This is a genomic window from Clostridium sp. AF32-7AC, assembly GCF_003477925.1.
GTDB classification, from domain to species: Bacteria; Bacillota; Clostridia; order Lachnospirales; family Lachnospiraceae; genus Otoolea; species Otoolea fessa.
This window is the reverse complement of sequence record NZ_QUEG01000016.1, coordinates 1-21673: the sequence shown is the minus strand read 5'-3', so window position 1 is coordinate 21673 and position 21673 is coordinate 1. Positions and strand designations below refer to the sequence as shown.

Genomic DNA, 21673 nt, shown 5'->3' with positions numbered 1-21673 from the left:
GCCGCGAGACAAAAGGATCATATATAATAGATAAGGAATTAAAAACGCATAAAAGTTCTGGAAAACAGCAGAGAAAGAGTTGCTGGAAGATAGCTGGATGTTAAGCTGAAATAAATATGCATATCATTTAATATGGAGGAACAAACGTGAATTTATATACAAAAGAGTCAGGCTCCGGACAGCCGATGGTGCTGCTTCACGGAAATGGAGAGGACAGCTCCTACTTTGTGAACCAGATATCCTTTTTTGAATCAAAATATCTCGTGATTGCGGTGGACACCCGTGGACATGGCAGATCTCCGCGTGGTTGTGGGACATTTACCTTGGAACGGTTTGCTGATGATTTGAAAGGATTTCTTGACCGCCGGGGACTTAGGCGGATCATTTTGCTGGGGTTCAGCGACGGCGGCAATATTGCGCTGATTTTTGCACTGAAATATCCGGGATATGTCGATCGGCTGATTTTAAATGGAGCGAACTTAAACCCGTTTGGCATGAAGCCGTCCGTGCTGGCGGATGTGGCGCGGGAGTATGTGGGAGTTGTGGGGAAGCTCTGGCTGCAGAAAAGCGGCATCGGGCAGATACGGGGAAAAATGCAGATGGCAGCAGGAAAAATGCGGACAGAAAAGCAATTTTCAAAAGAAAACGAAAAACAGAATGGACAGGAAGGACTGAATAAACAACAGAGAAGAAGCTGTCAGAAAGAAAAAATTCCTGAAAATAAGGAAAATGATCGGAAGGCAAATATACACAAAAAAGAGCTTCTATCCTTAATGTTGTATGAACCCTGGATCCGCCCTGAACTTCTCCACCGCCTGAAAATGCCCGTCCTTGTGGTAGCAGGGAGCGACGACATGATCCGCGAATGCCACACGCGCCAAATCGCACGTTCTCTGCCAAACGCAAGGATTCGGCTTTTAGAGGGCACCCATTTTATTGCAGCAGAGAACCCGGACGCATTTAACCAATGTGTTGCATCATTCCTGGAACAGACACAGGGCGGCGAGCTGGCGCAGATGAGCCGAGTCTGGGGCAGCCGGAGAGCCGGAAGGCTGGAGAAGGAGAAGATCCGTCGGGCGGCGGTGCTGGTACCTTTGATTCAGAAAGGCGGGGAGTACCACGTGGTGTTTGAGGTGCGCGCGGGAAGCTTAAAAACTCAGCCGGGCGAAATCTGTTTTCCGGGCGGTGCCGTTGAGCGGGACGAGACACCGAAGCAGGCGGCGATCCGTGAGGCGATGGAAGAACTCTTAATCAGTCGCCGCCAGATTCGCGTTATCGCGCCGTTGGATGTGCTGGAAGCACCCGGAGCGATGGAGATTTCTCCATTTTTAGGTGCGCTGCAGGGCTACCGCTGGTCATATTCCGAGGCGGAGGTCGATCATACCTTTTCTGTCCCGCTCCGCTGGTTCGCGGAACATGAACCGGAGCGATATGAAACAGAACTTGTGACCGTGCCGGAAGAGACATTCCCGTTTGAAGATGTTCCGGGCGGACGCGATTACCGCTGGCGGCGCGGACATTACGATGTCTACTTCTACCGCCGCGAGGAAGGAATCATCTGGGGGATGACGGCGAAGATTCTGCGGTCACTGGCGGAGATGTACCGGGAGGACATTTTATTAAAATAGGATTCGTAAGATAGGGATAAAAACATTATTTTTTGTTCGGACGCAACCGAGTCAGTGACGACCGAGTAAAAAATGCGAGGTATCGTCAAGACTTGTACAAGGGCGAGTTCCAGCCTTGACAAACCCGACCGATTGGCGTAAAATCATAATACTGTCAGGATTTGCGCGGCTGAGTTTGTGGATGCCGTGGAAGAAATCCAGCGTTTGATTTTAGAACATCAAACAATAAGAAACAAAACAGGCGAAGAGAGGAATCAGTAAACTTTGACACACGTCCAGAGAGAAAGCCGTATGGTGAGAGGCTTTTGTGTCCCTGAAAGTTGAACCGGCCCTGGAGCTGTGCATGAAAATGCAACGTATTTCCGGCGTTAACGGAAGTTAAGTGAGCCAGAATCGGAACGAAATTCTGGTTAAGCAGGGTGGTACCGCCGAAGTTAAGCCATTCGGTCCCTTTGATCGCAGCGATCAGCAGGGATCGGAGGGCTTTTTTATTTCTATGAAATACAAAACAACAATAAAATGTTTTTAACAAGGAGAAATGACATGGCAAAGGAAAAGAAGATGGTAGAAGCCATCACATCGATGGATGAAGATTTCGCCCAGTGGTATACGGACATCGTAAAGAAAGCAGAGCTTTCTGATTACTCCAGTGTAAAGGGCTGCATGATTATCAAACCGGCCGGATATGCGATCTGGGAGAATATCCGCAATGAACTGGACAAGCGCTTTAAGGCAACCGGCGTAGAGAACGTATATCTGCCTATGTTTATTCCGGAAAGTCTTCTGGAAAAAGAGAAAGATCACGTAGAAGGTTTCGCACCGGAAGTAGCGTGGGTGACACAGGGCGGTTTAGAGCCGTTACAGGAGAGAATGTGTGTACGTCCGACTTCCGAGACTCTGTTCTGCGATTTTTATGCACATGACGTACATTCTTACCGCGATCTGCCGAGAAACTACAACCAGTGGGCTTCGGTTGTACGTTGGGAAAAGACCACCCGTCCGTTCCTGCGTTCCAGAGAGTTCTTATGGCAGGAAGGTCATACCGCTCATGCAACCGCTGAGGAAGCACAGGAGCGTACCGAGATGATGTTAAATGTATACGCGGATCTGTGCGAGGACTTCCTGGCAATTCCGGTTATCCGCGGACGCAAGACTGACAAGGAGAAATTTGCCGGTGCAGAGGCAACCTACACGATCGAGTCCCTGATGCACGATGGCAAGGCACTGCAGTCCGGCACCAGCCACAACTTCGGCGATGGATTTGCAAAGGCATTTAACATCCAGTATCTGGATAAGGATAATAAATTAAAATACGTTCATCAGACTTCCTGGGGTATGACAACCCGTATGGTAGGCGCGATCATCATGGTTCATGGTGACAATAATGGTCTGGTTCTGCCGCCGAAGGTAGCTCCGACCCAGGTTATGATCGTTCCGATTCAGCAGGCAAAAGAGGGTGTTCTGGACAAGGCATTTGAGGTAAAAGAGGTTCTGTCCAACTTCCGTGTCAAAGTGGATGATTCCGACAAATCTCCGGGATGGAAGTTCAGCGAGTCCGAGATGCGCGGTATTCCGGTACGTGTCGAGATCGGACCGAGAGATATTGCTGAAAATCAGGCAGTTCTGGTTCGCCGTGATACGCATGAGAAGATTACGGTATCTCTGGATGAGATCGTAGCAAAGGTTGGCGAGCTTCTGGAGACGATTCACCACGATATGTTTGAGCGTGCAAAAGCACACAGAGATTCCCATACTTATGTAGCGACAACACTGGATGAGATGAAGGAGATCGCAGAAAATAAGCCAGGCTTCATCAAGGCAATGTGGTGCGGCAATCAGGAGTGCGAGGATAAACTGAAAGAAGTAGTCGGCGTAACCTCCCGCTGCATCCCGTTCAATCAGGAACATCTGGCTGACACCTGCGTATGCTGCGGCAAGCCGGCAACGAAGATGGTTTATTGGGGTAAGGCATATTAATATGATTCCAAAACGGATAGAAATGCCGGTCCAGGTCGAGGAAATCCTGGGAAAGCTGCGAGAACATGGTTACGAGGCATTTGCAGTCGGCGGCTGTGTCCGCGATGCGATCCTGGGGCGGATTCCCGGTGACTGGGATATCACGACCTCGGCGCACCCGGAGGAGGTGAAGCAGGTGTTCGGTCACACGATCGACACCGGGCTTCAGCACGGTACGGTCACGGTCATGCGTGATCATATCGGATATGAAATAACCACCTACCGGATTGACGGTGAATATGAGGATGGACGCCACCCGAAGGAAGTCGTATTTACTGCCGAACTGCGTGAGGACTTGAGACGGCGTGATTTCACGATCAATGCGATGGCATACAGCCACGAAACGGGAATTGTCGATATTTTCGGCGGGGCGGAGGATCTGGCAGCGCGCCGGATCCGTTGCGTCGGGGATGCGGGAGAACGGTTTACGGAAGATGCGCTCCGGATCCTGCGTGCCGTCCGCTTTTCGGCCCAGCTGGGATTTTCGATAGAGAAAAAGACCTGGCAGGCGCTCTGTGAGCTGGCGCCCTCCCTTGTCCATGTGAGCAAGGAACGGGTGCAGGTGGAGTTGACAAAAACACTCCTGTCCGACCGCCCGGAATTTATCTGGAAAACGGAGGCGGCAGGACTGGCACCGTACATTTCAAAGACATTTCCGGAGGTATTTGCGGCGTGGAAAAAGCAGAAAAGCTGTGCAAAGCAGAGGTTGGAAGAGAAGGTATATTCGAAGGATGTGCCAGCTGCTGACAAGGATGCGATCAAAACGGAAACGGTAGCGCAGCAGGGGCACATGTTCGTGAAACATGAATGTGAGACAGACATGGCGGGGGAAATTTCTGCTGCTGCGGCACATCTGCCAGCAGAAAAAGCCTTGCGCTGGTCGTATTTTCTTGCCCCGGCGGGCGAGGGAACTTGTGTCCGGGTTCTGAGAGAACTCAAGATGGACAACGACACGATCGATAAGGCGAAGATTCTGAGCCGTTTTGCATTCATGCAGATGGAACCGGAGGAAAGCGCTGTCCGCCACGCGATGAGTGCGATGGAAGATAAGGTCTTTGACTGGCTGCTTCTCCTTCAGGAAGTTCTGATGCCGGAGCGCATGGATGCGGTGGAAATGGTTCGCTCACTTGCAAGGCAGATCCGGGAGCGCGGTGACTGTATCCGTCTTAAAACTCTGGCGGTAACCGGAAAAGACCTGATTCAGGCAGGCATCCAGCCGGGACCGGCGCTTGGAAAAACGCTGCATCTTCTCTTTGAAAAGGTGCTGGAGAATCCGGCTTGGAATGAGAAAGAGCGGCTTCTGGCTGAGGTGGAAGTGTTGAAACAATCGCAGAATGCGGGAACCAGTAAAGCATAAGAAGATTAATAAATAAAAAGAGAAAAGAGGCAAAATCGTTTGGAACCGGCAGGACAAGCCGGACAAACGATTTTGTCTCTTTTCCTTTTGCTTTTTTAACAACAATATTTTCAATCAGAGGATGATTAAAAGAGTTATCCCAATTTCTTATACTCCCTGAAAAACAGCGCCGCCGTCGTCGCCACCGCAATCGTATCTGCCACCGGTTCTGCCACGAACACGCCGAATACCGGATTTGAAACGAAATGCGGCAGGATAAAGATCAGCGGAATCAAAAGCAGCACTTTCCGGAGCAATGCCAGAAAGACGGATGTTTTCGCATTTCCAAGGGCAATAAAAGTCTGCTGGCAGGCGAGCTGGACGGCAAAGAGCAGGGAAGCTGCCATATAGATCCGGAGCGCCCAGATGGTATATCTGGCAAGATCTGCGTCGCTGGTAAAGATGGAAATAAAAATCTGTGGAACCAGCATACATAAGAGCCAGAGCAAGGTGGAATAGCAGGCTGCCGAGCGCAGAAGCAGGTGAAACGCTTTTTTCACACGGTCGATATTTTTGGCTCCATAGTTAAAGCTGATGATCGGCTGCGCGCCCTGTGTGAGCCCCTGCAGCGGCAGCATGGAAAACTGCATGACGCTGGAAAGAATCGTCATCGCGCCGACCGCGGTATCGCCGCCATATTTCAATAGGCTGGTGTTAAAGCTGATGGACAGTGCACTTTCTGTAAACTGCATGATAAACGGCGCCAGTCCGAGCGCCAGGCATGGCAGGATAAATTTCTTCTGCGGGCGCAGGTTGCGGAGCCGTATCCGCAGGGTACTATGCGTTCCGGTCAGAAAACGCAGAATCCAGATACAGGAAATACCCTGTGAAAGGATGGTTGCAAGTGCCGCACCGCGCACATCCAGATGCAGTCCGAAGATAAAGATCGGATCGAGGATGATGTTGCAGAGAGCGCCGATGGCAACGGTAATCATGCCGGTTTTGGCATAACCCTGTGCGTTGATAAAGGCATTGAGTCCGAGCGCCATCTGGACGAAGAAAGTGCCGCAGACGTAGATTTTCATGTAGTTCCAGGCGTAGAGAATTGTCTTCTCACTGGCGCCGAACATCAGGAGGATCGGGCGCCCAAAGCCAAGAAACAGGGCGGTCAGGACGAGCGAAATGACGGTCAGCATGAAGGTACAGTTGCCGAGTACCTTTTCAGCAGAATCCTTGTCGCCTTTTCCCATCAGGATCGACGCCTGCGGGGCACCGCCCATGGCGGCGAGCGCGGCAAAAGCGGAAATGCACATGATAATCGGCATTGTGACGCCGACGCCGGTCAGGGCGCTGGGACCGATGTCCGGGATATGGCCGATGTACATGCGGTCAACCATGTTATAGAGAACGTTGATGATCTGTGCGGCAATTGCCGGGAGCGCCAGTTTAAAAAGAAGTGACCCGATCGGCGCACTGCCGAGATCAGCTTCACGGGATGATGCTGAGCCTGAATGCGGGCGCGTATTTTCATCATTGGAACGATGAGCGGATTGTATGGACAAAGAGAGACCTCCTTTTCATTTACAGTAAAATATATTATTTGATTTTTTGCCTGATTGTTGGGACAAATAGCCAGACCGCTTTTTTATCCCAACGTGAATCATTGTAACATACCGTCAAAATGATGGCAATGAACAGAATTTCGTAATCACTCCACATTGGCGATTGTGTGTGATAGTTTGTGCACTGTGTTTCAAATCTGCGATATTTATGCATAAGCATATTTGTAAGCCCCCTCTCATAGGTTAGGAGTAGCAGGCTGGGTGTCTGATGTGCATATTTGCATAATCGTGTGAATGTTGCAATTAACATAGCTGTCAGCAGCTGTGGCCCGGCGTGAAAATGTGCTGTCCACATTCTTTTGGGAAATGGAAAGGCGGGCAGCCGGATAGAGGCAGGAGGGGGAAGTTGTGAACGAGAGAACAACCGAGGTGCTGGAACAGTATGAACTGGAAGTGCAGTCGAAGCGCCGTGGAAGAGGCGCGTGGATCTGCGAGACGAGTCAGGGGTTAAAACTCCTCCGGGAATATAAGGGGACCGTCAAACGTCTTGAATTTGAAGAACAAATCATGAATGTTCTGCAAAATCAGAAAACATGCCGGACCGATCAGTATATGCGGAACCGGGAGGGCGAGATTTTGTCGGTGGCGGAGGATGGAACGCGGTGTGTTGTGAAGGAATGGTTTTCCGGGCGCGAGTGCAGTGTGCAGAGCGAGGCGGAGGTAGTCCGGGCGGTCGGGCAGATCGCGAAGCTGCACCGGACATTGCGCGGCATTGCGATCGATGAGTCGTGGAATCTGGGGTCAATTCTCACGCGTCCGGCGGTGGCGGAGATGGAGCGCCACAACCGGGAACTTGTCCGTACGCGGAATTATATCCGGAAAAAACGGCGTAAATCGGATTTTGAGAGGGCAGTCAGCGGAAGCTTTGCCATCTTTTATGAGCAGGCGCAGGAAGCAGCAGGCGGGCTGAAAGCGCAGATCGAGCAGGATGGCGAGCCGGAAAACTATTTGTGTCACGGGGATCTGAACCAGCATCATATTTTATTGGTAGAAGAAAATGAGATGGCGGTGATTGAATTTAACCGGATGCACCGGGGCGTCCAGGTCGAAGACCTGTATCATTTTACGCGCAAAATATTGGAAAAGCATGGCTGGGATTTGCGTCTGGGGATGCGGCTGCTGGAGACGTATGATCGTATTCTGCCGTTGAATGCACAGGAGCGGACATACCTCTATTACCTGTTTTTATATCCGGAAAAATACTGGAAACAGTTAAATTTTTATTATAATGCAGGCAAGGCGTGGATTCCAGTCCGCAGCATTGAAAAACTGCAGAAGCTGGAAGAACAGCAGACGGCGAGGAACCTCTTTCTTGAGGCAATCCGATAAGAAATGTTGATTTACATATGCATATAAATTCTTTGGTTAAGCGTATTCGATACATTATGGAGAAACTTTGAAAAGAGAAAAAATAAAGACAAAGAATAGTAACCGAAATTCTCTTTATTTTTCAGAATAATTATACTATAATGGAGAAAAAGAAAGTCATCCTAGAAGAAAGCAGGGGGTAAGTGAATCATGAAGGATTACATGACGATTTACAAAGAATGGCTGGAAAATCCATACTTTGACGAGGCAACGAAAGAGGAATTATGCGCCATTGAGGGCGATGAAAATGAGATTAAAGAGCGTTTCTATATGGATTTGGAGTTTGGTACGGCAGGACTGCGCGGCATCATCGGTGCAGGTATTAACCGGATGAATATCTACACCGTCCGCCGTGCGACCCAGGGACTGGCAAATTACATCATCAAGCAGGGCGGCGCGGCAAAAGGCGTGGCGATCGCATTTGACTCCCGTCATATGTCCCCGGAATTTGCCGAGGAAGCAGCGCTGACACTGGCGGCAAATGGCATCAAGGCGTACCGGTTCGAGACGCTGCGCCCGACGCCGGAGCTTTCCTTTGCCGTCCGCGAGCTTGGCTGCATCGCCGGCATCAACATCACCGCCAGCCACAACCCGCCGGAGTACAACGGCTACAAGGTTTACTGGGAGGACGGCGCACAGTTTACACCGCCGCATGACAAGGGCGTGACTGAGGAAGTTATGGCGATCACCGATCTTTCCACCGTTAAGACGATGGGAGCACAAGAGGCAAAGGCAAAAGGACTCTACGAGATCATCGGTGCAGCGATCGACGACAAATATATTGCACAGGTCAAGGCACAGGTAGTCAATCAGGGCGCGATTGACCGCATGCAGGATCAGATCACGATCGTGTATACACCGCTTCACGGCACGGGCAATATCCCGGCACGCCGTGTGATGAAAGAGCTTGGATTTACCCATGTATATGTGGTTCCGCAGCAGGAGCTTCCAGACGGCGATTTCCCGACCGTCAGCTATCCGAACCCGGAGGCAAAGGAAGCATTTGAATTGGGACTGGCTCTGGCAAAAGAGAAAAATGCAGACCTCGTTCTGGCAACCGATCCGGATGCCGATCGTCTGGGCGTGTATGTCAAAGATACCAAGTCCGGCGAATACATTCCGCTGACCGGCAATATGTCCGGCTCCCTGCTCTGCGAGTATGTGCTCAGCCAGAAACAGGCAAACGGCAAGATTCCGGCAGATGGACAGGTTGTTAAATCCATCGTTACGACGAATCTGGTAGATGCAGTTGCGAAGAATTACGGCGCAGAGCTCATCGAGGTTCTGACCGGATTTAAGTGGATCGGCAAACAGGTTCTCAAAAATGAGCAGGAAGGCAAAGGAACCTATCTGTTTGGCATGGAAGAGAGCTATGGCTGCCTGATCGGTACATACGCACGCGATAAAGATGCCATTTCCGCAACCGCAGCACTCTGCGAGGCGGCTGCTTATTACAAGGAAAAAGGCATGACGCTGTGGGATGCGATGGTCGAGATGTACGAGAAATACGGCTATTATAAAGATGAAGTGAAGTCCATCGGCTTAAAGGGCATCGAGGGACTGGCAAAAATTCAGGAGATCATGGAATATTTCCGCGCCCACACACCGTCCGATTTTGCCGGACATAAAGTGCTGGCTGTCCGCGATTACAAGGCAGATACCGTCAAGGATCTGGCAACCGGCGAGGTAAAACCGACCGGACTTCCATCCTCCAATGTTCTCTACTACGAACTGGAAGACAACGCATGGCTCTGCGTCCGCCCGTCCGGAACCGAGCCGAAGATCAAGTTCTACTACGGCGTGAAAGGTACCTCCCTGGAAGACGCGGCAGCGAAATCAGAGAAGGTAGGCGAGGCTGTGATGGCGATTGTCAATGGACTGCTGTAGAAAAATAAAAAGAAGATATGAAATAAGTTCCTAAAAGAAATAGGACCATTCGTTCATGCGAAAGGTCCTATTTTTGTGCTATTTTGTTCTTTTAATTCTTTCAACGCCGCTGCAAATTTCGACGAAACCGCAGTAGGATTTCCTCTTAGCAGCCCGCGGCGGTAGAAGGCATGGAGCTTTTTAGCCGGGCGCAGGGACTGGCGGCGGTGTTTGAGTTCTTCTAACCGGGTGCTCAGGCGGGTGAGGCGGTTGTCGAAGGCGATGCGGGCATCGACTTCGGTGCGGACTTCGGCAATGCGCTCGTTGACGCGCTGTTTGGCAGCTTCGATGCGTTCTGCGTTTCCTGCTTTGGCAGCTTCGATGCGGGACGTGGTTTCTTCTCGAACATCGGACAGGCGTTTTTCGGCGAGTGCCTTGGTCTCAGCCAGGCGCTCTTTGTGTTCGGTGGCAGCCGCCTGCAGTTGTCTGGCAGTCTCGGCGCGTGCGGTTGCCAGGCGTTCTTCGGCGTCACTGCGGATGGCGGCAAGTCTGCGGGCGGCTTCTGCCTGGGCGGCTGCCAGTTTTTCGGCTGTTTCTTCACGGGTCAGGGCGCCGCGCTCAATGGCTTCCTCACGCAGCAGCTCGATCTTGGACTGGAGCTCTTCGATATCGGCTTTGAGCTTTGTCATAGCTTCCAGCGTATGACCCAGAGCCAGGGCTGCCTTGATGGATTCGTAAGCATCGGCGGTGAAAAGGACGCTGATGACGAAATCGCAGATGAGCAGGATAACCGGAGGAACCGCAAGCACAGTGCGGGCGATCGGATCATGGATGACATCGGTCATAAGGATCGTCAGAAATCCCCATGCGATCGAGGAACTCAGGCAGATATAGCCGTGCAGCTGGAACGGCTGGCTGCTGTAATCCCAGTAGCGGACCTTGAATAGGCGTTCCATGACGGCGCCGGTGACATATTCAAGCGCCGTGGCGGCGATAAAACCGGAAATATAGACGAGGGGCAGGCTGTCCCGCACCGGCAGGGACACCCAGAGCATCATCACCGCGCCGGAACCGTAGAGCGGCAGCATCGGAAGCCTCAGAAATCCGCGGTTGACGAGCCGTTTCTGTTTCAGGGAAACATAAGTCGATTCGAAAATCCACCCTAAAAAGCAGTATACATAGAAAAAAGCTAGCCATTGGTACCAGGTATAGGTATACATAAAACCTCCTTTAGAAAATCAAGTCATTTTCTCATTGGTTGAAAAACGTATCTAAAATGAAGTTGTTTCTTATCTTACTATATAAATCTAGAAAAGTTCAAGGCATCTGGGTGAAAAAAGATAATTCCAAAATCTCCGCTTGCCACAAAAGCATGCTTCGTGTACAATAAATCGAAGTCGGCTTTGCCACAGACAGCAGGCAGACGTACAGAAAGCAAATCTTATATGGAGTGGAGTTGTTTTCCAGGATAAAATTTGCAGAAAAACAAAGAACAATTCAACAAATACAAACAATTTACAATAAAAAGAAAAATAGGAGAGGTACACACGTGAGTATACTGAATGTAGAACATTTAAGCCACGGTTTTGGTGACCGGGCGATTTTTCAGGATGTTTCGTTCCGCCTGTTAAAGGGTGAGCACATCGGTCTGATCGGTGCGAATGGCGAGGGTAAATCGACGTTTATGAATATTATTACCGAGCATATGCAGCCGGACGAGGGAAAAGTAGAGTGGTCAAAGCGGGTGCGCGTCGGCTATCTGGATCAGCACACGGTGCTGGAAAAAGGCATGACGATCCGCGAGGTTTTGAAGAGCGCATTTTCCTTCCTGTTTGAGCTGGAAGTGCAGATGAATGAAATCTGCGACCATCTGGGCGAGGCATCGGAGGATGAGATGAACGTGATGATGGAAGAGCTGGGAACGATCCAGGATCTTCTGATGAACCACGATTTTTATTCCATCGATGCGAAGGTGGAGGAAGTCGGACGTGCGCTGGGGCTGACCGATATCGGTCTGGACCGCGATGTAACGGATTTGAGCGGCGGACAGAGAACGAAGGTACTGCTCGGGAAATTGCTTCTGGAAAAGCCAGATATCTTGTTGTTGGACGAGCCGACGAACTATCTGGATGTGCAGCACATCGAGTGGCTGAAACGGTATTTGCAGGAATATGAAAATGCGTTCATCCTGATTTCACACGATGTTCCGTTCTTAAATAGCGTAGTAAATATCATTTATCATATGGAAAATCAGCGGCTTGACCGCTATGTGGGCGATTACGACAAGTTTCTCGAGGTGCACGAGGCGAAGAAAGCGCAGCTCGAGGCAGCGTATAAGCGTCAGCAGCAGGAGATCGCGCAGCTGCAGGATTTTGTGGCACGCAATAAAGCGCGTGTTTCCACGCGAAATATGGCGATGTCCCGCCAGAAAAAGCTGGATAAAATGGATGTGATCGAACTGGCGAAGGAAAAACCGAAGCCAGAGTTCAACTTCCTGGAGGCGAGAGCCTCCGGAAAATGTATTTTTGAGACGGAGGATCTGGTGATCGGTTACGACGAGCCCCTGTCCCGTCCGCTGAACCTCTATATGGAGCGCGGCGAGAAGATTGCGATGGTCGGTGCCAACGGAATTGGAAAGACGACGCTTTTAAAGAGTATTTTAGGTTTGATTCCAGCGGTGTCCGGCAAGGTGACGCTGGGCGATTATCTCTCCATCGGCTATTTCGAACAGGAGATGGCGCCGGGCAATACGACGACCTGCATCGATGAGATCTGGAAAGAATTTCCGTCCTACACCCAGTACCAGGTGCGTTCCGCACTGGCAAAATGCGGTCTGACGACCCAGCACATCGAGAGCCAGGTGCGCGTGCTCAGCGGTGGCGAGCAGGCAAAAGTGCGCCTGTGTAAGCTGATCAACCGCGAGACGAACCTTCTGCTTCTCGACGAGCCGACGAACCATCTGGACGTTGAGGCGAAGGAGGAGTTAAAGCGTGCGCTGGCGGCGTACAAAGGAAATATCCTTCTGATCTGCCATGAACCGGATTTCTATGAGGGATTCGCAACGAAGGTCTGGGACTGCAGTGAGTGGAGTCTGAAAATATAAGAAAAAAATGTTTTTCAGCGTACCCCAACATTCAGTATAGAGCCCTTTTTTTAGGTGTCCGGCACTGACAAAAAACAGGAACGCCATCGGCTGAGAGTCCGACGGCGTTCCTGTTTTTCTTAAATTGGGAATGGTAGGTATATATAAAAAAGAAATTGGCTTAGGGGGGCCGGACGATTTGTATCGTCCGGTATGAGTATGAAAAAGCTTTTTTATTTCAAGTAACACTTGAAACAAAGGCCTGTTACCCTTTCGGATAACATACTTGTATTATAGGAGAAACTTGTGACTAAAATATGTCCCTTTCATAAAAAAAATATAAAGTCCATAAAAAAATAAAAACCTCTTTCAAAAGAATCGAAAGTTGTATATAATAGTAAGTGGTATAGTCCGCTCTAAAACAATGCGCGGGCTGGATGACAGCGAAAAAAGCTGAAATAAAGAAGATAAAATACAATGAAACTCATAGATTTATGTACTCAAGAGTGCATATTCAGAGCAGGAGGAAAACAACTATGTTGATGTCCAATGATATTGGTATCGATCTGGGTACAGCCAGCATCCTTGTATATATCAAGGGAAAAGGTGTCGTACTGAAAGAGCCGTCCGTAGTGGCGATCGATCGGGATACGAATAAGATCATGGCGATCGGCGAGGAAGCCCGCCTGATGATCGGCAGAACCCCTGGCAATATCGTAGCGGTCCGTCCGTTGCGCCAGGGGGTTATTTCAGATTATACAGTGACAGAGAAGATGATGAAATATTTCATCAACAAGGCAGTCGGCAAGAAGACACTCCGCAAGCCGCGTATCAGCGTCTGCATCCCGAGCGGTGCGACCGAGGTAGAGCGCAAGGCGGTTGAGGATGCGACTTACCAGGCTGGCGCACGCGAGGTTTCGATCATCGAGGAGCCGGTAGCAGCTGCGATCGGCGCTGGTATCGATATTTCCAAGGCGTGCGGCAACATGATCGTAGATATTGGTGGTGGTACGGCAGATATCGCCGTTATTTCTCTGGGCGGTACCGTAGTCAGCACTTCTATTAAAGTGGCTGGTGATGACTTCGACGAGGCACTGGTCCGTTACATGAGAAAGAAACACAATCTTTTGATCGGTGAGAGAACCGCTGAGGAGATCAAGATAAATATCGGTGCGGCATACCGCCGTCCGGAGGTAATCACGATGGAAGTGCGCGGACGAAATCTGGTTACCGGACTTCCGAAGACGATCGTTGTCACATCCGACGAGACGCTGGAAGCGCTGCGCGAGCCGGCACTCCAGATTGTAGATGCCGTTCACAACGTACTCGAGCGGACGCCGCCGGAATTGGCAGCCGACATTTTTGACCGTGGTATCGTACTGACAGGCGGCGGCGCACTGTTAAGCGGTCTGGATGCCCTGATCGAGGAGAAAACTGGCATTTCCACGATGATCGCAGAGGATCCGCTGACCGCAGTTGCGATCGGAACTGGTAAGTTTATCGAGTTCGCTCACGGTGAGAAGAAAAACTACGATTAAAGAGAACCGCCGGAAGGCGGATAGCATAAAAATATGGCAGCAGTTAAAGGATATATTGAAAAAATAAAATACCGCAATGAGGACAATGGCTATACGGTTCTCTCTATCAGCGGCTTGGACGACGGGGAGGAATATGTGCTGGTTGGCACTTTTTCCTACATCGCAGAGGGCGAGATGATCGAGGCGAGCGGGCGTATGACCGAGCATCCGATTTACGGGGAACAGATGGCGGTGGAAAGCTATGAGCTGAAAGCGCCTGAGGATACTGTTTCCATGGAACGATATTTAGGCTCCGGCGCCATCAAAGGCGTCGGGGCTGCTTTAGCTTCCAGGATTGTTAAAAAATTTAAGGCGGACACATTCCGCATCATGGAAGAAGAGCCGGAACGCCTCGCGGAGGTCAAGGGAATCAGTGAAAAAATGGCGATGTCCATCGGTGAACAGGTCGAGGAAAAGCGCGATATGCGCCAGGCGATGATGTTTCTGCAAAATTATGGCATTTCCATCAATCTGGCGGTTAAAATCTACCAGGAATACGGTCCGGCAATGTACACGATTCTCCAGAACAATCCGTATAAGCTGGCGGACGATATTCCGGGCGTCGGTTTTAAGATGGCAGACGAGATCGCGGCGAAGATAGGAATCGTGGCAGATTCGGATTTCCGCATCAAGAGCGGCATCCTGTATACACTCTATCAGGCGACGGCGAACGGGCACACATACCTGCCGGAGGACGAGCTGGCGGATCGGGCGGCAAAGCTTCTACAGGTTGAGATTTCCGAGATTGACAAGCATCTGATGGATATGCAGATGGATAAACGGCTGGTGATCCGGGAGAGGAAAAAGCAGAAAACAGCAGAAATGGATGTTTTTGTTCAGGCGGAATCGGCAGTGTCGGGGCAGATGCAGCCGCAGCCAGATGTTTTGGGTGAACCGAATGCATCAAATGTATCAAATATAGCAAACGCCCCGGAATGCGCCGTTTATGCATCACACTACTATTATACCGAGCTAAACACCGCCCGCATGCTGCACGACTTAAACATCACTGGTTCCGAATCGGAAGAACAGATTCGGAAAAGTCTGGCAGTCATCCAGAAAGAGGAACAGATCGAGCTGGATGAACTGCAGATCCGCGCGGTGATTGAGGCGGTCAACTGCGGACTTTTGGTAATCACGGGCGGTCCGGGTACCGGAAAAACGACGACGATTAACACGATCATCCGGTATTTTGAAAAGGGCGACATGGATATCCTGCTGGCAGCCCCGACCGGACGCGCAGCAAAAAGGATGACCGAGGCGACAGGCTATGAGGCGAAGACGATTCACCGCCTGTTAGAACTGACGGGAATGCCAGAGGAGGATGAGAAGAGCCGGACGACTTCGATGCATTTTGAGCGGAACGAGGACAATCCGCTGGAAGCTGATGTCATCATTATCGATGAAATGTCGATGGTGGATATCAATCTGATGCATTCGCTGCTCCGGGCGGTCAATGTCGGCACACGTCTGATTCTGGTGGGTGATGTGGATCAGCTTCCGAGCGTCGGACCGGGCAATGTCCTGCGTGATATCATCGAGTCAGAGTGTTTCCATGTGGTAAAGCTAACCCGGATTTTCCGGCAGGCGGCGCAGAGCGATATTATCGTCAATGCCCACCGCATCAATGCCGGAGAGCGCATTCCGATCGGAAAGTCAAGCAGGGATTTCCTCTTTATAAAGCGTGATGATCCGAATGCGATCATCAATGCAATGATCACGCTGGTACGTGAAAAACTGCCGAATTACGTCCATGCCGATTTGTTTGAGGTACAGGTCATGACGCCGATGCGGAAGGGAGTGCTGGGATCGATACGGTTAAATTCCATTTTGCAGGAATTTTTAAATCCGCCATCGGCAGAAAAGGCGGAAAAAGAGTATGGCGAGACGACGTTTCGTGTGGGCGACAAGGTCATGCAGATCAAGAACAATTATCAGATTGAGTGGACCTCCTACAACCGCAGCGGCATTCCGGTGGACAAGGGAGCCGGCGTGTTCAACGGGGATCTTGGGCGCATCCGCGAGATCAATACCTTTGCGGAGCTGGTAACCGTGGAGTATGATGAGGGAAAACGTGTTGAGTACAGCTTCAAGCAGCTGGAGGAGCTGGAACTGGCATATGCGATCACGATCCACAAGTCGCAGGGAAGCGAGTATCCGGCGGTCGTGATTCCGGTCTGGAGCGGACCGCAGATGCTGATGACGCGGAATCTGATTTACACGGCGGTTACAAGGGCAAGAGCCTGTGTCTGCCTGGTCGGTGTCCCGTATGTGTTTCAGCAGATGGTGGACAATGAGATGGAACAGAAGCGCTATTCGGGACTGCGCGACCGCATTGAAGAAATTATGGAGACATTGTGATAAAAAATATAAAATGGAATCAATTCCCCCGCGCCGCTCTGGATGCGCTATATCCAAGGCGCTGCCCGGTCTGCGGGGAGATCGTGACGCCGAAGGGCAGGCTTATTTGTCCTTCGTGTCTTTTGAGGCTTTCGCCTGTCAAATCGCCGGTTTGTCAGAAATGTGGAAAAGAAGTTTGGAGTGAAGAAATCGAATATTGTCCAGACTGTGTGAAACACCGCCGGTCATTTGCGCGTGGGATGGCACTCTTTAACTATACGGAGGAAGCTGCGCGCTCGATGGCAGCGGTTAAATATAAAAATAAGAGGGAATATCTCGATTTTTATGCCGAAGCTGCAGCGGAAAAGCTGAGGCAGCATGAAAATCGGGAGGAGTGGCAGTTTGACGGTCTGGTTCCCGTTCCGGTCCACCCGGCGCGGAAACGGAAACGCGGTTTCAATCAGGCGGAGGTTCTGGCAAAGCGGATGGGCGAGCGGCTGGAAATGCCGGTGTGCCCGGAATTTTTATATCGGATACGAAATACAGAACCCCTGAAAGAGCTGAATCCAGATGAACGGCTCCGGAATTTACAACAGGCGTTTCAGGCAGATGCGGAGGCAATCCGGGCAAGTGGTGTGCAAAACGTGCTTCTCGTGGATGATATTTATACGACCGGAAGCACGGCGGAAGCGTGTACCCGGGCGCTTCTGTCTGCAGGGATCGAAAAAGTCTGCTTTTTTGCCGTTTGTATTGGACAAGGACGCTAAAGTGGGATATGATAGAGAAGATAGGCAGAGGGAAGCCTTATAAGTGGAAATACTCCGGCATTTCTGGACGAAAAGAATAGTAGAAAGCATTTGAATCTAAAAGTTTGCGGGAGAGGCAAAAAGAGGTTCAGGAGACGGAAGGAATGCAGGGGGAGATTTCAAGTAAGAAAGAAAAGGAGTAAAAAGAATGCAGGAATTTGAATATCGCCTGGAAAAGGAAGATTATAAAAACTGGATTCACTGGAACGTGCTTAAGCATGAGTCCAAGAAAATGAAGATGGTGTCGGCACTCTTATATGTCGCATTTTTAGCTCTCTTTCTGGGAAAAAATGTGATGCAGGCAAAGGGCAATCTGGTTCTTCTTGTACCGTCCATCGTGATAGCGGTGCTGGTCGGCATCGGCATGTTTTACATGATTTCAAACCAGAACCAGGAGCGTATGATCTGGAAACGGAGCGGACTTAAAAATTTGGAAAAGACGGGCAATTTCCCAGTCGTACATCTGACGCTGGATGAGAAGACACTGACCATGACGGTTGCGGCACAGGAGATGACCAAGACTTACAGCTACAGCGACATTGAGCAGATGGTTGAGATTGAGCGGATGTATCTGCTTGAGACGAACGAGAAAACCTGGCAGTTTATCGCCAAGTCGGCATTTTCCAGCGAGGAAGAGCAAAAGCAGTTTGAGACATTCATGAATGAAAAGCTTGCGGATGCCAAGGAAAAACCGGAAGAATATCCATCCGTGACAAAAAATCCGGAAAATGCGGAGAATCAGGAGGGCGGCGCCCTGCATCAGAACGCAGCGCTTGAGGATGATGTTGTGGAAGCTGATGAGCCGGAGATCACCCGCGTGGATACAAGCCATATGGGTAAGATTGGAAAAATGGCGCATTTTATCGGAAGCCAGGCGGCGGATGAGGAAGAAACCGATGAGCTTGAAAAGGCGGAGCCGGATACCACAGACAGCCATGAAAATGTGGAAGAAAAGACAGACGCTGTAAACGAGGAGAAAGTGGATGAATAAACCTTTCTGATTGTTTTATAGCATCATTGTAAGTCCTGATAATGTGAAATACGAGGCGCGGGCAGAATCTGGTTCCAGCCTGCACTAAGTGAAAACGATATCTATAATATAAAAGAGGCGGCGAATGTCGGCAAGTTATTGCTTGACGCGCCGCTTCTTTTATGATATAGTAGACGGGCGAATGGAAGAACATAGGTCTTTTTTTTATGCTCAAAAACCAGATTTCCGGTTGGAGAGTGGAAAGATCGCATACTAAGAAAAATGGAGGTGGAAGTTGTGCGTACAAGAATTACACTGGCATGCACAGAATGCAAGCAGCGCAATTACAACATGACCAAGGATAAGAAAACTCATCCGGACAGAATGGAAACCAAAAAGTACTGCAGATTCTGTAAGACACACACGTTACACAAAGAGACGAAGTAAGAGTAACTGGTTGGTTCTGCGCGATCGGGCATCTGCCTGAGCGCTTTGGAGGACAAAAATGGGTGATACAGAAAATACCAAAAAAGCTCCTAAAAAGAGTTTCTGGAAAGGTCTAAAAGCTGAGTACAAAAGGATCATCTGGCCTGACAAAGAGACAGTTACGAAGCAGACTGGAGCGGTCATCGCCGTTTCCGTTGCGCTGGGACTTATCATTGCGGCTCTTGACACAGCAATCGTGTTTGGACTGCACTTCGTTATGTAAAGGCAAAGGTGAGAAATATGGCAGAAGCAAATTGGTATGTAGTGCATACTTATTCCGGCTATGAAAACAAAGTAAAGGTTGACATCGAAAAGACGATCGAGAACCGGAACCTTCAGGATCAGATCTTAGAGGTTTCCGTGCCGATGCAGGAAGTTATCGAAGTCAAGAATGGAGCCAATAAACAGGTTGCCAAGAAGATGTTTCCCGGATACGTACTGATCAACATGGTTATGAATGATGATACCTGGTACGTAGTACGCAACACCCGCGGAGTGACCGGGTTTGTTGGTCCGGGCTCCAAACCGGTTCCTTTGACGGAAGAGGAGATGGCCGGTCTCGGATTTAAGGAAACCGGCGTTGTTGTTGACTTTGAGGTCGGCGACACGGTTGTTGTAACGACAGGGGCATGGAAAGATACCGTTGGTGTTATCGAGTCCATCAACGAGGAAAGACAGACCCTGACGATTCGTGTAGAACTGTTTGGCCGTGAGACACCGGTTGAACTGAACTTCACAGAGATCAAGAAGATGATGTAAAGAGGTTCATTTATGAGCCTGTGGGAGGGAAATCCCCGCAATTACCACAATTTATAGGAGGTGCCAACAATGGCAAAGAAAGTTACAGGATATATTAAATTACAGATTCCTGCTGGAAAGGCTACACCAGCTCCGCCAGTAGGTCCGGCTCTTGGACAGCACGGTGTAAACATCGTACAGTTCACGAAAGAGTTCAACGCTAAGACAGCAGACCAGGGCGATATGATCATCCCGGTTGTTATTACTGTATATGCTGACAGAAGCTTCAGCTTCATCACAAAGACTCCGCCGGCTGCCGTTTTGTTAAAGAAAGCTTGCAAGATTAAATCCGGTTCCGCTACACCGAACAAGACTAAGGTAGCTAGCATCTCGAAAGAGGATCTGCAGAAGATCGCAGAATTAAAGATGCCTGACTTAAATGCAGCAAGCCTTGAAGCTGCTATGAGCATGATCGCTGGTACAGCAAGAAGTATGGGTATCACAGTTGCCGAGTAATTTTCGGGATGTTTATCAGTAACGTGGGAGGGAATTCCCCGACAATACCACTAGGAGGTTTTTTATAATGAAAAGAGGAAAAAGATACGTAGAGGCTGCTAAATTAGTAGATCGCGCAAGCCTTTATGAAGCTGCAGATGCCATCTCCATCGTGAAGAAGGCTGCAGGTGCTAAATTCGATGAAACCGTAGAACTTCATATCAGAACTGGTTGTGACGGCCGTCATGCTGATCAGCAGATCCGTGGTGCAGTTGTACTGCCGCACGGAACTGGTAAGACCGTTCGTATCCTTGTATTTGCTAAGGGACCGAAGGCAGAAGAGGCTCAGGCTGCAGGCGCAGATTTCGTAGGCGCTGAGGAGCTGATCCCGAAGATCCAGAATGAGGGATGGTTAGACTTCGACGTAGTAGTAGCTACTCCGGACATGATGGGCGTTGTAGGACGTCTTGGTCGTGTACTTGGACCGAAGGGCTTAATGCCGAACCCGAAGGCTGGTACTGTTACTATGGATGTAACCAAAGCTATCAATGATATCAAAGCCGGTAAGATCGAGTACAGACTTGATAAGACTAACATTATCCACGTGCCAGTAGGTAAAGCTTCCTTCACAGAGGAGCAGTTAGCGGACAACTTCCAGACGCTTATTGACGCTATCCTGAAGGCAAAACCAGCTACCTTAAAGGGCGCTTACTTAAAGAGTGTAACCATGACTTCTACCATGGGCCCGGGCGTTAAGCTGAACGTAGGTAAGCTGATTGGCTAATCAGAAGACGTTATAGAATCAAGAGGATGAGGGACTTTTGGGTCTTTCGTCCTCTTTTTTTCGATTGTCGAAAAAATATAAATAAAGTCAAAAAAACAGTTGACTTTATACTTTAGTAGTGATAAAATATGTTCTGTTGCCGCTGAGAAAGCGGAAACGAAAATTAAAGAGTCAAGACGCACAGGTGATTGTGAAAACTTTCAAAAAGAAAGTGAAAAAGTCCTTGACAAAAATGAATATCCATTATATAATGGTTAAGCACATTTTTGGAGAGATATCGAAGCGGTCATAACGAGGCGGTCTTGAAAACCGTTTGTCCGAAAGGGCGCGTGGGTTCGAATCCCACTCTCTCCGTTTCAAAAACGGTTATTAATTTCATAAGATATAAAAATCAACCTGCAGAAGTACCCAAGAGGTTGAAGGGGCTCCCCTGGAAAGGGAGTAGGTCGTTAGTAGCGGCGCGAGGGTTCAAATCCCTCCTTCTGCGTTCGATGCGAAAGCATCAGGAACCTTGAAAACTGAACAGTATGTAAAACCCTGAAAATTCTAAGAACAAAGG

The 21673-nt window shown here is 49.7% G+C and carries 17 protein-coding genes, 2 tRNA genes and 1 other annotated feature; of the genes, 17 read left to right on the top strand and 2 right to left on the bottom strand.

The annotated features are described in order from the left end of the window. The first annotated feature begins 146 nt into the window (after positions 1-146). The 3 genes from DWZ45_RS14100 to DWZ45_RS14090 all read left to right on the top strand — a co-directional run bounded on the left by DWZ45_RS14100 (position 147) and on the right by DWZ45_RS14090 (position 5001). Positions 147-1628: an alpha/beta fold hydrolase gene (locus DWZ45_RS14100; RefSeq protein ID WP_118469493.1), complete on the top strand. Its 1482-nt coding sequence runs from the start codon at positions 147-149 to the stop codon at positions 1626-1628. Between the two features lie 235 nt (positions 1629-1863). Next, positions 1864-2083, top strand: a binding site (T-box leader). Between the two features lie 88 nt (positions 2084-2171). Further along, positions 2172-3605 (top strand): proline--tRNA ligase, encoded by a 1434-nt coding sequence (gene proS / locus DWZ45_RS14095; RefSeq protein WP_118469492.1) that lies wholly within the window; start codon positions 2172-2174, stop codon positions 3603-3605. A 1-nt stretch (position 3606) separates the two neighbouring features. Continuing rightward, positions 3607-5001 carry a polynucleotide adenylyltransferase gene (locus tag DWZ45_RS14090; protein WP_118469491.1) on the top strand — a complete coding sequence of 465 codons (1395 nt, stop codon included), beginning with the start codon at positions 3607-3609 and terminating at the stop codon, positions 4999-5001. A gap of 134 nt (positions 5002-5135) precedes the next feature. Here the strand turns inward: DWZ45_RS14090 and DWZ45_RS14085 are convergent, their stop codons facing one another. Beyond that, positions 5136-6446 carry an MATE family efflux transporter gene (locus DWZ45_RS14085; protein WP_333718289.1) on the bottom strand — a complete coding sequence of 437 codons (1311 nt, stop codon included), beginning with the start codon at positions 6444-6446 and terminating at the stop codon, positions 5136-5138. 504 nt (positions 6447-6950) lie between these two features. Between DWZ45_RS14085 and DWZ45_RS14075 the strand changes: the two genes are divergently transcribed. After that, positions 6951-7931: a phosphotransferase gene (locus DWZ45_RS14075; protein WP_118469489.1), complete on the top strand. Its 981-nt coding sequence runs from the start codon at positions 6951-6953 to the stop codon at positions 7929-7931. 189 nt (positions 7932-8120) lie between these two features. Then, the gene (locus DWZ45_RS14070) at positions 8121-9857 is read left to right on the top strand and encodes a phospho-sugar mutase (protein WP_118469488.1); all 1737 of its coding nucleotides are present in this window, start codon (positions 8121-8123) and stop codon (positions 9855-9857) included. A 53-nt stretch (positions 9858-9910) separates the two neighbouring features. On the opposite strand, the gene DWZ45_RS14065 is transcribed toward DWZ45_RS14070, so the two are convergent. Continuing rightward, a complete protein-coding gene (locus DWZ45_RS14065; RefSeq protein WP_107001894.1) occupies positions 9911-11056 on the bottom strand; it encodes a putative ABC transporter permease in 1146 nt (381 codons plus the stop codon). Positions 11057-11385: 329 nt separating this feature from the next. On the opposite strand from DWZ45_RS14065, the gene abc-f reads away from it, so the two are divergent. The 12 genes from abc-f (at position 11386) to DWZ45_RS14005 (ending at position 21601) form a co-directional block, all read left to right on the top strand. Continuing rightward, positions 11386-12939 carry a ribosomal protection-like ABC-F family protein gene (gene abc-f, locus DWZ45_RS14060; protein WP_118469487.1) on the top strand — a complete coding sequence of 518 codons (1554 nt, stop codon included), beginning with the start codon at positions 11386-11388 and terminating at the stop codon, positions 12937-12939. Between the two features lie 515 nt (positions 12940-13454). Next, positions 13455-14456 carry a rod shape-determining protein gene (locus DWZ45_RS14055; RefSeq protein WP_022359104.1) on the top strand — a complete coding sequence of 334 codons (1002 nt, stop codon included), beginning with the start codon at positions 13455-13457 and terminating at the stop codon, positions 14454-14456. 33 nt (positions 14457-14489) lie between these two features. Continuing rightward, positions 14490-16856 (top strand): ATP-dependent RecD-like DNA helicase, encoded by a 2367-nt coding sequence (locus DWZ45_RS14050; protein WP_118469486.1) that lies wholly within the window; start codon positions 14490-14492, stop codon positions 16854-16856. Further along, complete coding sequence (locus DWZ45_RS14045; protein ID WP_227589763.1) at positions 16853-17602, top strand: ComF family protein; 750 nt, start codon at positions 16853-16855, stop codon at positions 17600-17602. Before DWZ45_RS14050 ends, DWZ45_RS14045 begins: the two co-directional genes overlap by 4 nt. Positions 17603-17789: 187 nt before the next feature. Next, entirely contained in the window at positions 17790-18632 is an 843-nt protein-coding gene (locus tag DWZ45_RS14040) for a YcxB family protein (protein WP_118469485.1), read from the top strand. Positions 18633-18893: 261 nt separating this feature from the next. Then, on the top strand, positions 18894-19058 hold the full coding sequence (gene rpmG / locus DWZ45_RS14035) for a 50S ribosomal protein L33 (protein ID WP_207722866.1): 165 nt from the start codon (positions 18894-18896) through the stop codon (positions 19056-19058). A 58-nt stretch (positions 19059-19116) separates the two neighbouring features. Beyond that, entirely contained in the window at positions 19117-19320 is a 204-nt protein-coding gene (gene secE / locus DWZ45_RS14030) for a preprotein translocase subunit SecE (protein WP_022359100.1), read from the top strand. A 17-nt stretch (positions 19321-19337) separates the two neighbouring features. Continuing rightward, the gene (gene nusG, locus DWZ45_RS14025; RefSeq protein WP_022359099.1) at positions 19338-19856 is read left to right on the top strand and encodes a transcription termination/antitermination protein NusG; all 519 of its coding nucleotides are present in this window, start codon (positions 19338-19340) and stop codon (positions 19854-19856) included. A 69-nt stretch (positions 19857-19925) separates the two neighbouring features. Then, complete coding sequence (gene rplK, locus DWZ45_RS14020) at positions 19926-20351, top strand: 50S ribosomal protein L11 (protein WP_022359098.1); 426 nt, start codon at positions 19926-19928, stop codon at positions 20349-20351. A 67-nt stretch (positions 20352-20418) separates the two neighbouring features. Next, positions 20419-21114, top strand: a complete 696-nt coding sequence (rplA, locus tag DWZ45_RS14015; protein ID WP_022359097.1) for a 50S ribosomal protein L1 — start codon at positions 20419-20421, stop codon at positions 21112-21114. 268 nt (positions 21115-21382) lie between these two features. Continuing rightward, positions 21383-21468, top strand: a tRNA-Ser gene (locus DWZ45_RS14010). Positions 21469-21512: 44 nt separating this feature from the next. Next, positions 21513-21601, top strand: a tRNA-Ser gene (locus DWZ45_RS14005). Positions 21602-21673: the final 72 nt, after the last annotated feature.

What these genes read in the sequence shown, in the direction of transcription:
- proS (WP_118469492.1), top strand. Translation starts at nt 2,172, where the DNA reads ATGGCAAAGGAAAAGAAGATGGTAGAAGCCATCACATCGATGGATGAA.
- DWZ45_RS14090 (WP_118469491.1), top strand. Translation starts at nt 3,607, where the DNA reads ATGATTCCAAAACGGATAGAAATGCCGGTCCAGGTCGAGGAAATCCTG.
- DWZ45_RS14070 (WP_118469488.1), top strand. Translation starts at nt 8,121, where the DNA reads ATGAAGGATTACATGACGATTTACAAAGAATGGCTGGAAAATCCATAC.
- DWZ45_RS14065 (WP_107001894.1), bottom strand. Translation starts at nt 11,056, where the DNA reads ATGTATACCTATACCTGGTACCAATGGCTAGCTTTTTTCTATGTATAC.
- DWZ45_RS14055 (WP_022359104.1), top strand. Translation starts at nt 13,455, where the DNA reads ATGTTGATGTCCAATGATATTGGTATCGATCTGGGTACAGCCAGCATC.
- DWZ45_RS14050 (WP_118469486.1), top strand. Translation starts at nt 14,490, where the DNA reads ATGGCAGCAGTTAAAGGATATATTGAAAAAATAAAATACCGCAATGAG.
- DWZ45_RS14040 (WP_118469485.1), top strand. Translation starts at nt 17,790, where the DNA reads ATGCAGGAATTTGAATATCGCCTGGAAAAGGAAGATTATAAAAACTGG.
- rpmG (WP_207722866.1), top strand. Translation starts at nt 18,894, where the DNA reads ATGGAGGTGGAAGTTGTGCGTACAAGAATTACACTGGCATGCACAGAA.
- secE (WP_022359100.1), top strand. Translation starts at nt 19,117, where the DNA reads ATGGGTGATACAGAAAATACCAAAAAAGCTCCTAAAAAGAGTTTCTGG.
- nusG (WP_022359099.1), top strand. Translation starts at nt 19,338, where the DNA reads ATGGCAGAAGCAAATTGGTATGTAGTGCATACTTATTCCGGCTATGAA.
- rplK (WP_022359098.1), top strand. Translation starts at nt 19,926, where the DNA reads ATGGCAAAGAAAGTTACAGGATATATTAAATTACAGATTCCTGCTGGA.
- rplA (WP_022359097.1), top strand. Translation starts at nt 20,419, where the DNA reads ATGAAAAGAGGAAAAAGATACGTAGAGGCTGCTAAATTAGTAGATCGC.